Raw genomic sequence first — 14,416 nt, forward strand, 5'->3', positions numbered from 1 at the left:
AGGCTACTTCCAGGTCCGCAAGGCGATCCCGTCGATCCTTGCATGTCGCGAAGCTTGGCGGCCTAACGGCGAACCGTTGTGTTCCGGGTAGACCAAGCTTTGAGGTTATGTCCCGCTAGCAACCAACGACGTCCGAAACCGAGATGCGAAAGGGCGCAGCGGACCGGGCGTGAAATACGCCTGAGGGAATGGCGGCACTCCTCGGTCTTATGAGCGTGTCACTCCACAGGGGCTGTTGCCCGGCAGTCCACCTGTTCCGTGAAGCCGAAGCGTTCTTGAGATGGGTGGAATGGCTAGGTGACTGTTTGAGAATTCAGCGATGGGCGACCCTGCGGAGGAGGAGGGCGCCCATCGCGACGTGGATCATGGCCTCGGACACGTCGAGGCGCCGCTCGTAGTCCCGGACGAGGCGGCGCCAGCGGGTCATCCAGGCGAAGGTCCTCTCCACCACCTAGCGACGTGGGAGGACGTGAAAGCCGTTCTGGTCGGAGCGCCGGACGATCTCGACAATGAAGTTGAGGAACGCCGCTTTGTCCATGAGCTTGGTGCGGTCGTAACCTGCGTCCGCGAAGAGGTGCTTCAGCCAGGGCCAACGCTTCCGAATGGCCGTCAGGATCGTCTGCGCGCCCACACTGTCGGAGACGTCGGCCGTGGTGAGGTTCATCATCAGCAGCCGCCCGTCGGGCTCGCGGTCCAGCATCAGGGCCACGTCGTGGATCGTCCTGAACAGGAGGCGCCGGACGAAGCGCCGAAACCACCAGTACACGGTCTGCCACGGCCCAAAGTGGATCGGCAGCATGCGCCAGCCACCGCCAGAGCGCGCCAGGTAGCGGATCGCGTTCAGCGCCTCGCGCAGGCCCATCGAGGGCTTCCTGCCTCAATTCGCAGGCTTCGGCAGCAGCGGCTCGATCTGCCACCAATCCTCGTCTGTTGGGTCAGATGGGTAGCGCTTCGTGCTGCGGGCAGCCTCGGCCATCCGGCGACGCGTCTCTCGGGTCCACATCCCGAACTTGAAACACCCCGCCCGCGTCACGCCAAGCCTTTCGCAAACGGTCACTCAGCAGATTGTGGGGACGTAGACGCTCCTTAAGGACAGGAGAGAAGCGGATGTTCGGTCGCTTCTTGGCGCCTTGAATGCACTGCGAACAGGTTAGCTCGTTGTACGGAGCTCCAAGAATGATGACCGGTTAGACATGCCAAGGCTCCTTTTGCTCCTAAGACCATTTTGAATCGCCTTCTGGAGCGCTGGCAAGCCGCAGGGCTTTTCGAGCACGGCGTCTGGCCGCACGCCGAGATTATCAAGGGCGCTGCGTGCCACGGGTGTCATATACCCGCTGAGTACAACCACCGGCATGGCAGAGCCCGTTTGCCTCACCTCCTCTATGAGTCCCACGCCATCGAGATACGGCATGCGAATATCCGTCAGCAGTAGATCAAAGGATGTGCCCGACAGCATGCTCAAGGCTTCCCGCCCATGCATGGCACGGGTCACCAGATACCCATTGTCGGTAAGAAGGTCTTTCACGACCATGGCGACGGCATCATCATCCTCCGCAAACAGAATATGAGGAGTCTGATCAATTCCCACTCGAGGCATAAAGGGCTCCGGTCAAAGAAGCTTTCCACAAACGTTGTGTGATGCTGAGTTTTCGTGATCAGGTGATAGCACCTCCGACGAGGCGAACAATGCAAAGGATTGTAGCTTGGCGATCCACAAAGTTTAGTAGAATCAAGGCGATCAAGCCTCCGCCCGATCTATCAGACCTCTGATACGATCAGTTCGCCCCCTATGTTGCAGAAATGATACATCGATGCGAGGTCCGCGGGAGCACACACCAGCGCTTCTCATGAGTGGATACTGCGCTGTGTTTTTGATTTAGACTTTCGCTCGTTTTTGCGTTCACCTGCATTGCTTGGTTTGTTATTAAACTTGGGCGTGAGAGTTGGAGCGCGGTATAGATGGGTAGCCTCACCGGACAGGCTGTCCTGCGCCCTTTCACGCTGCGACGCCGCCTCGCTCTCCTCGTCCTGGCCGTGGTCCTGCCTCTCGTCACCCTCAATTTGGCGCTCGTCTACGTTGGTTATCGTAACGACCGCGAGGTGGCGAGCCAGCAGGCCTTGAACGTCGCTCGAGCGCTTGCCTTAGCTTTGGAGGGCGAGTTGCACGGTCGCACGCTAGCGCTTGAGGTGCTCGCCAATTCTCCTGCACTTGCTGCTGGAGATCTCGACACCTTTCGCACGCAGGCCGAAGCTCTCGTTGCGCGCCAAGCGCCCGGCGCGAACATCCTGTTGCTCGCGGAGAGCGGCCAGCAGTTGATGAACACCGCTGCCGCGCCCGGCATTCCCCTGCCCGTGCGGGCTTACCGGATTAACTTCGAGCGCGTCCTTGCCACCGGGCAGTCATCCATCTCCGATCTCTTTTTCGGCCTCGTCGTCCGTCGCCCGGTTGTTGCCATCGACGTTCCCGTACCCCGGCGAGAGGGGGAGCGCCCCCTGGTGCTCGGCCTTAATCCCCCGCTCGACGCCTTTGATGCGCTCATCCGGCGGCAGAAGACGAGCGCCGACTGGATCATCGCCGTCTTCGACCGGGCCGGAGTCCGTGTCGCTCGCGCACCCGATCCGGATCGCTTCATCGGTAAGCCGGTCATCCCCGAACTCCTGCAACGCTGGATGTCCGGCGCCAATGAAGGTGTCCTGAACGCGGTGAGCCCAGATGGCGCTCATGTCCTCTCCGCCTTTGCTCGTCTCCCCGAGCCCTATGGATGGGGGATCAGCGTGGCCGTTCCGGAAGCGGCTCTGACGCGTTCCGCCCTTGTGACCGCGGTAACCCTGCTCGTGCTCGAACTTGCTGTTCTCACCCTTGGTCTTCTCCTCGCCCGCGAGATCGCCCGCGGGGTGCTGCGGCCGATCACCGATCTCCTGACGCTCGCGGCTTCCCCGGACGAGTTGGCTCCCCGCGCTCAGGATCTCGGCCTGCCCGAAGCAAAGCAGCTTGCCCGGGCACTGCTGGCCGAGGCCCGCCAGCGCCGCGCGGCCACCGCCTCGCTCGTGGACAGCGAGAGACGGCTGCGCTTGGTGGTTGGGGAGTTGAACCACCGTGCCAAGAACGCGCTCGCCACTGTGCAATCCCTTGCCATGCAGACGGCGCGTGGAAGCGCGGGCGGCGATCCCGACCGGTTCGTCCGAGCGTTCACCGGGCGGCTACAATCCCTCGCCCGCGCGCACGACCTGCTGACCGCGGTGGCCTGGGAGGGCGCTGCGCTCGACACGGTCGTCCGCACCGGCCTCGCCCCCTGGCTGGATGAGGCGGAGGATGGACTGCGGTCGCGTTTCGTCCTGGACGTTCCGGCGTGCAACCCCATGCCCCAGGTCCCGCCCGGTCAGGTTCAAGCGCTGGTGATGGCGCTGCACGAGCTCGCCGTGAATGCTGTGAAGCACGGTTCCCTTTCCGTGCCGGACGGGCATGTTGACGTGACTTGCCGGGCTGACCCGGCCGGGCTCACGGCGGCCGTCGAATGGCGGGAAGTAGCCGGTCCACACGTGCCCGGCACGCCTGCGCAACGCGGTTTCGGGACGAAGCTGCTGGAACGCGCGTTGGTGCGCGATCTCGGTCCCGGCTCGAGGGTCACGCTACGGTTCGAACCGGACGGACTTCAGGCAAAAATTAGCTTCGCTCCGCGTCCGGCAGCCCAGATGGAGGCCCCTATGTAGCTGGATTCCACCACGCGACCTATGATAGGGCGATGCACCTGCCGACTGCTGCTTGGCAGGTGGTTTCAGGATAGCCGTTGAGGGCGGCATGTGCATGGCTACTATTCAGCCTTTGAACTCGGAACCCGCTTCAGAATGAAGCCGTGACGAGAACCTGAGCGTAGCTCTGGACTGACCAACATCTTCCATTCGCAGGCGGCGCACGACCCTAAACCACGTCCAGATCACGGGTGTGTCCTCGGTGAAGGTTGCTCCGTGGCGGGTCGCCGAGGCGCGCTAGAACGCTCCCACCACTTGCCACCACCACTCCGCCCTACGCTTCCTTTCACTGTAGGCGCGGGCGATGCCCTTAGTTACGACCTCGAACGGCAAAGCCTCCATACGTGTCGCCTCAACGATCGCACGCGGCCGACTGCATAAATAGCCTGGTCCTCGCCGTCTTTTCTTACAGAATAGCCGTTGCGGCTGCACAACGCGGCGCAAGCGCCTGTTTTGCAGAAGGCTGTGATGGGGCCTGTCTCTTGCAGATCAACCTGTGGCGGTGGCGATGGGTTCCGCACGCCGGAGACGCCGAACGCCGGGCTGGCGACCTCGAGGGAGATCGTCATCAGCGACGCCGCCTACGCATCGGGCTACACGTTCGATTTCCTGAAGGTGGACGGTCGCGTGCAGACCAACCAGACGGCCGGGCTGCTGGGCCTGACCTTCAACTACGGGGTGGAGAACGCTGTCCTCCCGGATTTCATCCGTGAACAGTCGCCGTTCGACTCCGCCCTCGGACTCTACGACGCGGTGATCGCCATCGGCGCCGCGCCCTTCTCCCTGCCTTCCGGCCGGATCGAGTACTCCGACACCGTGCTCTTCTTCAACCTGATCCTGGTGGGCGCCAACGGCGCGGGCGTCTTCGACAGCGATGCCTTCAACCGCACCTGCGGCTCGGAGGCGGATTGCACCTACACGTTCACCGGGGCGACGACGGTCGGGGTGGCGCCGACCGCGGTCCCAGAGCCCGCCTCGCTGGTGGTGTTCGGCGCGGGGTTGCTCGGGTTGGCCGCGACCGCCCGCCAGCGGCGCACCCGACGCTGAATAGCTGACACAAGGAAGGCCAGCAGGGTCCTCCTGCTGGCTTTTCTGTTGCTGTGAGCACTTAAGCTCCAAGCCATGCAAAAATGCCGTGTGCTGCCACGCTCCACAGCCGCACGCTACGCTGCACGCCCAAGAGCAGCGGCAGGATGTCTACCGAGCGTGCGCTAATCGGCTTGTAGCCCGCCACTCACCGCCCCTCGAGGAAGCTACGGACGAGGCCAATTGTCGCTTGCGGGTTCTCCTCCATAATCCAGTGCCCTGATGTGGGCACGATGCCTTCGCGAACATCCACGGCAGCAGCCCGCATCACCTCCGCCATCGTCGCCCCGAAGGACCTCTCACCTCCTAATGCCAGCAATGGCATCCTCAGCCGGGCGCCCGTGGCCAGCCAGGCACGGTTATCGACCGCGTCCTGATCGAAGGCGGCGAACTGCTCGAAGCCGGAGTGCATGGCGCCGGGCAGGGCGTAGAGCGCGGCGTAATGGGCGCGCGCTGCTTCCCCGAACTTGGCGGGATCGGCGGAGAACTCGTTCCAGAAGCGATCGAGGTAGATGCGCTCGCGCCCGGCAACCAGTCGCTCCATGTCCGGCCCGCCAAAGCGGAAGTGCCAGAGCAGCGGGTTCTTCAGGATTTCTTCCCAGGGGCCAACACCCGGAACCGGCGCGTCAATGAGCACCAGCCGCCGGACCCGGTCTGGATGCTGCGCCGCGAACTGGAACGCCACCATGTTTCCGATGTCGTGCGCGACGAGGTCGATCTCGCCAATGCCAAGCGCCGCCAGCACGCCCGCGAGATCTCCCGCCTGCGTCTTCTTGTCGAAGCCACCCGGCGGCTTGGACGACAAGCCCAGGCCACGCAAGTCAGGGACGATCACCTGGTGGTCGCGGGCCAAGTCGGCCGCCATGAGTGCCCACATGTCGCCCGTCTCGCCATAGCCGTGCAGTAACACGATCGGCGGCCCAGACCCGCCGATGCGGGTGTGGATGGTGACGGCAGGGGTCTGGATGTCCTGCACGCGAAAGCCGGATGGAAAGGGCTGAGGCTGCGCCAGAGCGGGCCAGATGGCTGCCAGCGCCCCGAGGACGCCGGTTACGAAGCTGCGCATGACGGTGGTCTCCTGCCGCGGGACATGGCCGGGACGTTCCCGGGGCTTGGGCGAACGTAGCGGCCCGGCGTCGTTCCAATTAGGCTGCGAAGGGAAGATCTGGCCGCCGGGAAAGCCGAACAGATGAAGCTGGAAGGCCTTTCGACCTTTGTCGCCGTCGCGGAGACCGGGTCGATCAGTGCAGCCGCCCGCCGCTTGGGGCTATCGAAATCGGTGGTCAGCGATCGGCTGGCGGAGCTTGAGCGCAGCCTCGGTGCGCCTCTCCTGCACCGCAGCACGCGCAAGCTGACCCTGACGGAGGACGGAACTAGCTTTCTCGAGAGTGCGGCGCAGATCACGCGCGACGTTGAGGCAGCGGCTGTCATGGTCGCAGAGCGGCGCGGGACCTTACGCGGCCCCTTGCGCATCTCGGCCCCGGTGACCTTCGGCCGCCTACATCTCGGCCCCGCGCTCTACGGCTTTCTCAAGCAGCATCCCGGGGTGGAGCTTACCCTGGACCTTGATGATCGGCGGGTGGACGCGGTTGCCGATGGCTACGATGCCGTGGTTCGGCATGGTCCCATCGCCGACAGCCGTTTGACAGTCTGGCGGCTGTCGCCCAGCCGCCGGGTTCTCGTGGCATCGCCCGACTATCTTGAGCAGCACGGAGAGCCGCGCTCCCTGTCGGCTCTGCAGGAGCACCAGGGCATCTTCTACACGAACCGCAGTCACGTGGACTGGCGCTTCATCGGCCCCGACGGACCGAGGATCGTGCGGGGTCGCCATGCCCTGCGCGTCAACAATGGAGATGTCATGCGAGATGCCGCAGTGGCTGGGCTCGGCATCGCCTTGCTGCCGACCTTCATTGTGAGCGCGGACGTCAAGGCTGGGAAGCTCAGCATCATCGACTTGCACGTCGAGACGGAGGCTGAGTTCATCTACGTGGCTCATCCGGAAGGACGGCGTGCCTCCACGAAGCTGCGCGCCCTGGTGGACGACATCAAGGCTGCTATCGGTGACCCGCCCTACTGGGACAGGTAGATGATAGCGAAAGGCAGCACCCTGGCGAGAACTGCTTCAAGCCGGTGCCGCTTCCTGAAAGCAGAGAACCCCAGCAACCTAAGCTGGCCGGTTCTTGCCGAGGCGAAGCTGGTTGGCCCACGAGGTGACCAGGATCCACGTCCGCTCCAGCCAAGGCAGCCAGAGAATTTGTTGCGAAGTACCATCGACCCCTTCTCGCCTCAGCGCTCCGGAGGCGGGGTACGCCAGAAGATCACCAGATTGCCGAGCAGCGTCAGCACCAGCCCGGCCAGCGCTGCCATGTCCCAGTGGTAGCCCTCAAAAAGGGTAGACAATGACAGAGCCACAACGGGGAACAGCACGGTGGTATAGGCCGCGCGGGACGAGCCGATCCGCGAGACCAGCATCAGGTACGTGGTAAAGCCCACCACCGAGCCAATCACTGACAGGTAGAGCAGCGCGGCGAGGTAGCGGCCGTCCGGCGGGGCGACCATGGGCGTGCCGGTCAGCCCGATGAGCCCCAGTAGCACCGCCGCACCGTACGCCATGCCCCAGGCATTGGCCGTCAGGGGCGCGATACCGGCGGCGCTGTTGCGGCGGGACACCATGTTGCCCAGTGAGAAGAACAGCGTTCCCAGTGCCGCGAGGCCGACGCCCTTCAGGGTGCCGCCGTCGAAGTGGACGAAGACGTCTCTCCCGAACAGTAGCAACAGCCCGGAGACGCCTAGCAACGCCGCGAGCACCGTCCGGCCGGTGATACGCTCCCCGAAGAACAGGCGGCCGTTCACTGCGTTGTACAGCGTCGCCAGGGAGAAGATGACGGAGACGAGCCCGGAAGGGAGATAGGCTGCGGCGTTATAGAAGAGGATGAAGTTGAGGCTGAACAGGCACAATGCCTGCGCCAGGATGAAGGGCTGGTGCCGCCATCCCGGCAGCGGCAGCCGCCGCAGCACCGCCAGTACCGCCAGCAGGATCACTGCCGCGCTGGCGAAGCGGTAGAACACGGACACCAGCACGGGCACGGGTCCGACCTGCCAGGTAATGGCGATCCAAGTGCTGCCCCAGATCAGCACGGTGGAGAGGAAGAGAAGCGCGTTCTGCATCGCCAGGGCTCATAGCACGCGTTGATGGCCTTCTGGGCAGGTCCCACACAGCATGGGCGGCATGGCCGAGGTAGAAGATAACGATGTCGTCTCGTTGCCGATCGAACTGTGGTACGGACATATGACGAAGCCACGAAGCTGAAAAATCTGACCCAGGCCAGGAGCAGCCTGTCTGCTCTCAAGTGTAGCCAGCAGCGAAGCGGACCTTGGTTGGTGGTTTGCCTCAGCGTTGCTTGGGGAACCGAGTGTATGAAGGCCGCAATGGTTCAACCTGTAGAGCATCGAAGTAGGTCAGGCTGTCAGCCTTGGTCTACAGCCCGACTTTGCCAGCCTCAGCGAAGGTCCGGTCGGTGGTGGTGAAGAGTTCCCGGCCGTCCAGCGAGACGGAGAACCTCTCCCCTGCGGCTTGCAGGCCAAGCGCCTGCCAAAGATCGCGCGGCACGCGGGTGTCCACGCCTGCGAACTGAACCCGGCGCCCGTTCACGACGCGATAGAGGCGGACGTTGCCCTCCAGCGCATTGGCTCGAGCGATGTAGTAGTTTCGCGCGTCGCGCAATCGCACCACCAGTCCGGCCGCCTGGTCGACTGTGCCGGAGACCGGCCTGAAGCGCACCGAAACCGCGACATCCCGCACCGACATCCCATCGAGGATGGCGAGGGGAAAGCGGGCGTCGGTCCGGTCCTTGCTCGTCTCGGCAAGCACCTTTGGTCCGGCCGGGGCGGACGGATCGTCCAGCACTGCCCAGTGCACCGGCCCCCCACCGCCGGTCAGCGCGAAGGTGAAGCCTTGCGGCTGCCCACCGACCGCCACGTCTTCGAAGTCGAAGCGCCTCGGCGGGTTCTGAGCCCTAGCGCCATCACCCACCAGCATGAAGGCGGCCTCGGCCAGGAGCACGGGGCGCCTTGGGGTCTCCATAGGACCCAGAGGCATGGCGAGGCTCCTACCCGGCACGGCGGCTGTTGGTGCGGTCAAGCGCTGCGCGCAAACCGCGCCCCAGCTTCTCGGGGTCGTCCAGGCCCCAAAAAAGCATGAAGAAGATGCGCGGCTGATCGTTCAGCATGTGGTTGTGAATGGCCGTGACCTCGATACCGTTCTCCATCAGCGCCCGCTGGACCGGCACGACCTCCTCGGCCGTCAGCACGAAGTCGCCGGTGATCGCGCCCTTGCGGTTCCCCGCCGCCTGGAGGTTGATCGCGGTGGCGGAGCCCATCGCGGTTGGCACCTCCATGCCGCCCTCGCGCACCGGTTCCGCCCGCGGCACCGAAACCCCATAGACACCACCCGCTACCCGCCCCTCGCGGCCAAGCGCCCGGGCGAAAGCGGCGGTGTCGAGGCCCTCGATCCGATCCTGGCCTGTCGGAGCGGCCGCTCCTTGCAGAGGGGTTGCCGTCTCCTCAAGCGCCCCGCGCAAGGCGGTCGTGAGCCTCGCTGCGTCACTGTGCCCCCCAACATGGAGGTACATGGTTGCAGGCTGGGCACGCAGCAGGTGGATTTGAAACGTGTTTCGGGTCCAGATCGTGACGAATGTCCCCGCGAAGGCCAAAAAGGCCCATAGCCCCGCCCAGAGCAGGGTGGATCGCTCTGACAGGAGCGCCATTGTCTATCAGCAAGCAGCCCCGGAACCGGAAAGGTCAGACCGCGGCCGAACGAAACCTGCGCGACATCAAGGCGCGCAACGGTCCGTTCGTTGCCGCGGTCGAAGCCACCCGCGTGCCCATGGTGGTCACGGACCCGCAGGTCGTCGGCAACCCGATCATCTACGTCAACGACGCCTTTCTCAGGCTGTGCGGCCACGACCGGGAAGACGTGCTCGGTCAGGGCTACTTCTTCCTCGTCGGCGAGCACGCGGATCCGGGGATAGTCGGGCGCTTCGCCGCTGCCATGGCTACGTCCCACCCGTTCAAGGAGGACGTGCCGTTCCGGGCGAAAGATGGCCGGGAGGTCTGGGTGTCCATGTTCGTCAGCCCGGTCATGGAGGGGGAGCGGGTGGTTCAGCACTTCGCCTCCTTTCTCGACATCACGGACCGGATTGAGCGTGAACGGGAATTGCTCAAGGACAAGGAGACGCTGGACCGGCGCGTGGCAGCCCGGACGAAGCGGCTCCAGCAGGTCAACGCGAAGCTGGAGGAGGAGGTGGAGCGGCGGCGCCGGACCGAGGCCATCCTGCGCGATGCCCTGGCCCAGGGGCAGGAGGACCTGCGCTACCGCGACTTCCTCATCCGCGAGGTCAACCACCGGACCAAGAACGCCATCCAGCTTGCGATCTCGCTCCTGACCATCCAAGCCCGCCAGTTCGAGGACACGGCATGCCGCGGCGCGCTTGATGTGGCGGCCGGTCGGCTTCAGCGTATCGGAGGAGTCTATGCGCTGCTGACCTACCAGGGCGACAACCTGGAGAGGGTCGACTTCCCCGACTATCTCCGCCGCTTATGCGGCGAATTGGCACAGAGCCTGGAGCCCTCGGCAGGACAGGTGCGGATCGAGGTGGAAGCCGAGGAGGAGGGCTCCTGGAGCCCGGATCTCGTGGTGCCACTCGGGCTGATCGTGGGCGAGGCGGTGACCAACGCCCTCAAGCACGCCTTCCCCGAGGGACGAAAGGGAAGGATCCAGGTCGAGTTGCGCGCGCAGAGCGACGGTCTGATGCAGCTTCGTGTCGAGGACGACGGCGTGGGCATGCCGCCCGAGCGGCGGAAGAACTCGCTCGGGCTCCGGCTGATCGAGATGTTCGCCCAGCAGGTGAAAGGGAAAGCGCTGATGGAAGGCGGGCCGAACGGCGGAGGCGTCGTGGTGGAGGTCACGTTCCCAAACCCCAACACAGCGCCCGGCTTGAAGGCATGACGCATGAGCGGCGAGTGCTGCGGCACGCCTGGGCAGCCGCCCTGGCTCGCGCGCAACATCCTGCGTGCCCGTCGCCCAACGGACTTCAACCTTCTTGCTGGCCAACCAGGGGGAGCGGCAGCACGCCCTCCGGGGCAGCGATACCGGCGAGCGGCGCTTCGAGTTTGCAGGTAACACCTTCGAGGTCGAAGTCGATCCGCGTCGTGCCGCCAAGGTCATGCGCAAGGCTTCGTTTGATTAGCCTCGTGCCGAAACCTTGCCGGGCTGGCGACACCACCGGCGGGCCGCCCCGCTCCGTCCAGGTGAGCAGAAAGCGCGCCGCTGGGCCGTGTGACACCTCCCAGCGTATCTCGACGTGACCGGCGGGCACCGAGAGCGCGCCGTATTTGAGTGCGTTGGTGATCAATTCATGCAGGGCCATGGAGATGGCCACGGCAACGCGGGGTGCCAGGCGCAGCGGCGCGCCTGACACCCGGAACCGAGGGTCGCCCTGCCCACCGTGCGGGGCGAGTACCCCGGCCACGACCTCGTCCAGGTCCGCCCCCGTCCAGCCGTCGCGTGTCAGCACGTCGTGCGCCGCGGCGAGCGCCAGGATACGCGCGTCCAGCCCGCGGCGAACGACGGGGTCGACAGCACGGAGGCTCTGCACCGCGATCGACTGTACGGTCGCGAGCGTGTTCTTCACGCGATGGTTCAGTTCGTGGACCATGAGCCGCAGGCGGTCCGCGTCCGCGCGCCGCTTCGTCACGTCCTGCTGTGCGCCGCGCACCAGCACGACACAGCCAGCAGGATCGCGGACGAACTCGCCGCGGCTGGCGATCCAGCGGGTCTCCCCGGTGTCTCGGCGAAGGATGCGGAACTCGAAGGCAAAGTGGCTGGAGGAGGTGTCCGCTCTCATGGTGGCTCGTTGGTCCCGCAGTGAGGCCCGGTCCTCCGTGTGGACGAGGTCGAGATGCGTGCCGTCCAGTCCCATCGAGGGTGCGGCAAGCAGGGGGTCCAGGCCGTACAAGCGGTACATCGCTTCGGACCAATAGGTAGTCCCGGTGAGCAGATCGCAGGAGAAGAAGCCAATCTCCCCGGCCTCGCTGGCCAGCCGCAGTCGTGCCTCGCTCTCGCGCAGGCGCGCCTCGGCGCGGGTGCGCGCCGTGATGTCCACCGAGGAACCGATAAGGCCAACGACGTTCCCGACACCGTCCCAGAAGGGAGCCTTGGTGGAGAGCCACACCGCAGGCGTGCCGTCCGGTAGGCTCACCGCCTCCTCCACCTGCTCGGCCTGCCCGCTCTCCATGATGCGGCGGTCGGTGCGGGCGACGGCGGCGGCCTGGTCGTGGTCATCAAGGAACTCGGCATCCGTCCGGCCCAGGATGTCATCGAGCGGCTTGCCGACCAGCGCTGCGACACCCTCGTTCGCGACCAGCATCCTTCCCTCGCGGTCCTTCGCGTAGACCACACCGGGCACGGCGGCGACGAAGGCGCGCAGCAGCGCGACCGAGCGGTCGCGCTCGGCCTCCAGGCTGCGTCGCGGCTCAAGGTCGAGCAACACGCCGGGAAAGCGCTGCGGCGTGCCATCGGGTGCGAGATCCACGCGCCCATTCGCCTCGATCCAGCGAAAGACCCCGTCGCGGCTCCGAACGCGGTACTGGTGCGCGTAGGCGCCTCCGCGGCCGATCACCTCGGCAATGGCGGTGCGCAGCCCGGCGAGATCGTCGGGGTGGACGGTGGCGATCACCTGTTCCAGGGAGAGCCCGGTGCGCCCGCGGTCGGCCTCGAGGCCGAAGTAGAAGGCGAAGCGCTCGTCAACCGTGAAGCGGTCGGTCGGCAGGTCCCAGTCCCAGGTTCCCACGATCGCGCCAGCGGCAAGCGCCAGGTCCAACCGCTCCGCTTCGAGGCGCAACCGCTCCTCTCGTCCGACAATAGCGGTCTCCGCCGCGGCGAAGCCCAGGCGCAACGCCTCCAACTCCGCCACCCGGGCTGGCGGTATCGCCGCGGCGGACCCGCTCGGCAGCGGGCCATCGCTCTCGGCGAGGGCGCGCGCGTGGGCTTCCAGCCGCCGTACTGGACCGAGCACACCGCGCGCGGCAAGGGCCGCGAAGGTGCACCCGAGCGCGAGGGCGAGGAGGGCACCGAAGCCGAGTGCGACGGCCGGGCCACGCCAGGCGGCGTCGAAGGTGGCGGCCGATTGCGCCACGACGATCGTCCAGCCAGACCCGCTGCCGAGGCGCTGGAACCCAAACACCTGCTCGACACCATCGAAGGCTGCGGCGCGGTAGATCCCCAACGGCGCGGCGGCCAGCCGAATTCGGTTCTCCGCCGGGATCGGGTGGCCCAGGCGCTGGGCGTGCAGCGTGTCCGAGCGGGCGAGCACCACGCCGGTGCCGTCCGTCAGCGAAGCAAAGAAGCCGGTCGGAAGGTCCTGAACCACGAGAAGGCGCCGGAGGACCTCCGGGTCCAACCGTACCGCGAGCACGAAGCGGACGCGGCCGTCGCGCACCACGGGAACCCCAGCGGCGGCCGTGGAGCCGCCCCCCACACCCACCAGGAAGTTGGTGACCACAGGGCTCCCCGTCTCGACGGCTGGCCGGAACTCGGCCAAGGCGGCCGCCCCAAGGGAACCTCCCGGCGGGACCGCGGTGTCGACGAGCGGGCGGAGCGAGGCGGCGTCCAACAGCACCGCGCTGGTGCCGAATGCCCCGACGACGCGGCGGGCCTGCGTCTCGAACCGCGCCAGGTCGGGCTCTGGTCCGTCGAGAGCTTCTGCGGCGGCGAGCCCGCGGACGATGCCGAAGTGACGGTCGATTTCGCGGTCCAGCGCGAGCGCAAGGCTGTGCGCCGTGTCGAGCAGCCGTGCCTCGGCGGCGCCTTGGCGTCCCTGCACCGCCTGCCATGCGGCGAAACCGCCGAAGCCGATGGAGGGCAGCAGCACCGCGAGCACGAGGCCGAGCAGCAGCACCGCAAAGCGCAGCGGGGGACGGCCTTGCCCAACGGTCGTGTCGCTCCTGACTGGCGGGGGCAATCTCATCCCCCGCCCGCCGCACTCGATTGTCCTGGGCTCCCCCATCCGAGCGGCGCGATGATCTTCCTATCGCGATAAGGCACGCCTCCAGGAAACATCTGGCTGGCCGGAACCCCTAATGCGAAGAAGGTCATGTAAAACACCGGCCGCCGTTATCACGGATCTATGGAGGCGGGGAGGTTTGCTTCAATTCTCATTAGTCAACACCGGTAGGCTTGCCACACGAGACCCATGGGCACGCCATCGCTAAACGCAACGGTACTAGGTCCTGTTAGCGCTTGAGCCAGTCGAGTGTGGCGGCGAGGTGTAGGACGCCGAGGGAGCTGGAGGCGGTTTTCTCGTAGCGCGTGGCGACGGCGCGCCGCTCCTTGAGCCTGGCCCAGAGGCGTTCGACGTGGTTGCGGTTGTTGTAGATCCAGTCTCGACAGGCGACCGGCGCCTCGTTCCTCTTGGGCGGTATCGCGGGGCGTGCGCCGAGGTCCCAGACGTGCTGGCGGAAGGCATGGCTGGAGTAGCCTCGGTCGCCCACCACCCAGAGCGGCGCGCCGGGAAGCGTGGCG

General features: G+C 65.9%; 11 protein-coding genes and 1 pseudogene. 4 read left to right on the forward strand and 8 right to left on the reverse strand.

The window, feature by feature from the left end; all coding sequences use genetic code 11:
* Nucleotides 1-313: 313 nt before the first annotated feature.
* Together EAH89_RS29055 and EAH89_RS29060 are read right to left on the reverse strand one after the other, a co-directional pair.
* Nucleotides 314-1,003: pseudogene (locus EAH89_RS29055) on the reverse strand (transposase).
* Nucleotides 1,004-1,150: 147 nt separating this feature from the next.
* The gene (locus EAH89_RS29060) at nt 1,151-1,597 is read right to left on the reverse strand and encodes a response regulator (protein ID WP_140887290.1); all 447 of its coding nucleotides are present in this window, start codon (nt 1,595-1,597) and stop codon (nt 1,151-1,153) included.
* Between the two features lie 362 nt (nt 1,598-1,959).
* Between EAH89_RS29060 and EAH89_RS29065 the strand changes: the two genes are divergently transcribed.
* The gene (locus tag EAH89_RS29065; protein ID WP_140887293.1) at nt 1,960-3,711 is read left to right on the forward strand and encodes a sensor histidine kinase; all 1,752 of its coding nucleotides are present in this window, start codon (nt 1,960-1,962) and stop codon (nt 3,709-3,711) included.
* A gap of 459 nt (nt 3,712-4,170) precedes the next feature.
* Nucleotides 4,171-4,797 (forward strand): PEP-CTERM sorting domain-containing protein, encoded by a 627-nt coding sequence (locus EAH89_RS29070; RefSeq protein WP_241667260.1) that lies wholly within the window; start codon nt 4,171-4,173, stop codon nt 4,795-4,797.
* Between the two features lie 187 nt (nt 4,798-4,984).
* Here the strand turns inward: EAH89_RS29070 and EAH89_RS29075 are convergent, their stop codons facing one another.
* On the reverse strand, nt 4,985-5,902 hold the full coding sequence (locus EAH89_RS29075; protein ID WP_140887295.1) for an alpha/beta fold hydrolase: 918 nt from the start codon (nt 5,900-5,902) through the stop codon (nt 4,985-4,987).
* Nucleotides 5,903-6,025: 123 nt separating this feature from the next.
* Between EAH89_RS29075 and EAH89_RS29080 the strand changes: the two genes are divergently transcribed.
* The gene (locus EAH89_RS29080; RefSeq protein ID WP_140887298.1) at nt 6,026-6,922 is read left to right on the forward strand and encodes a LysR family transcriptional regulator; all 897 of its coding nucleotides are present in this window, start codon (nt 6,026-6,028) and stop codon (nt 6,920-6,922) included.
* A gap of 200 nt (nt 6,923-7,122) precedes the next feature.
* Here the strand turns inward: EAH89_RS29080 and EAH89_RS29085 are convergent, their stop codons facing one another.
* The 3 genes from EAH89_RS29085 to EAH89_RS29095 all read right to left on the reverse strand — a co-directional run bounded on the left by EAH89_RS29085 (nt 7,123) and on the right by EAH89_RS29095 (nt 9,602).
* Nucleotides 7,123-8,004 (reverse strand): DMT family transporter, encoded by an 882-nt coding sequence (locus EAH89_RS29085; protein ID WP_140887301.1) that lies wholly within the window; start codon nt 8,002-8,004, stop codon nt 7,123-7,125.
* Nucleotides 8,005-8,314: 310 nt separating this feature from the next.
* Nucleotides 8,315-8,899 carry a hypothetical protein gene (locus EAH89_RS29090; RefSeq protein ID WP_140887304.1) on the reverse strand — a complete coding sequence of 195 codons (585 nt, stop codon included), beginning with the start codon at nt 8,897-8,899 and terminating at the stop codon, nt 8,315-8,317.
* Between the two features lie 46 nt (nt 8,900-8,945).
* Nucleotides 8,946-9,602 carry an LppY/LpqO family protein gene (locus EAH89_RS29095; RefSeq protein WP_140887306.1) on the reverse strand — a complete coding sequence of 219 codons (657 nt, stop codon included), beginning with the start codon at nt 9,600-9,602 and terminating at the stop codon, nt 8,946-8,948.
* Here EAH89_RS29095 and EAH89_RS29100 point away from each other — a divergent pair.
* On the forward strand, nt 9,602-10,843 hold the full coding sequence (locus tag EAH89_RS29100; RefSeq protein WP_161993830.1) for a sensor histidine kinase: 1,242 nt from the start codon (nt 9,602-9,604) through the stop codon (nt 10,841-10,843). The genes EAH89_RS29095 and EAH89_RS29100 overlap by 1 nt on opposite strands.
* Before the next feature lie 85 nt (nt 10,844-10,928).
* On the opposite strand, the gene EAH89_RS29105 is transcribed toward EAH89_RS29100, so the two are convergent.
* Entirely contained in the window at nt 10,929-13,793 is a 2,865-nt protein-coding gene (locus tag EAH89_RS29105; protein WP_241667261.1) for a PAS domain-containing protein, read from the reverse strand.
* 334 nt (nt 13,794-14,127) lie between these two features.
* The coding region (locus EAH89_RS29110) for a transposase (RefSeq protein ID WP_140887314.1) at nt 14,128-14,416 on the reverse strand (289 nt) is incomplete at its 5' end.

Origin of the sequence: Muricoccus nepalensis (assembly GCF_006438825.1) — a bacterium.
In the GTDB taxonomy this organism is placed as follows: domain Bacteria; phylum Pseudomonadota; class Alphaproteobacteria; order Acetobacterales; family Acetobacteraceae; genus Roseomonas; species Roseomonas nepalensis.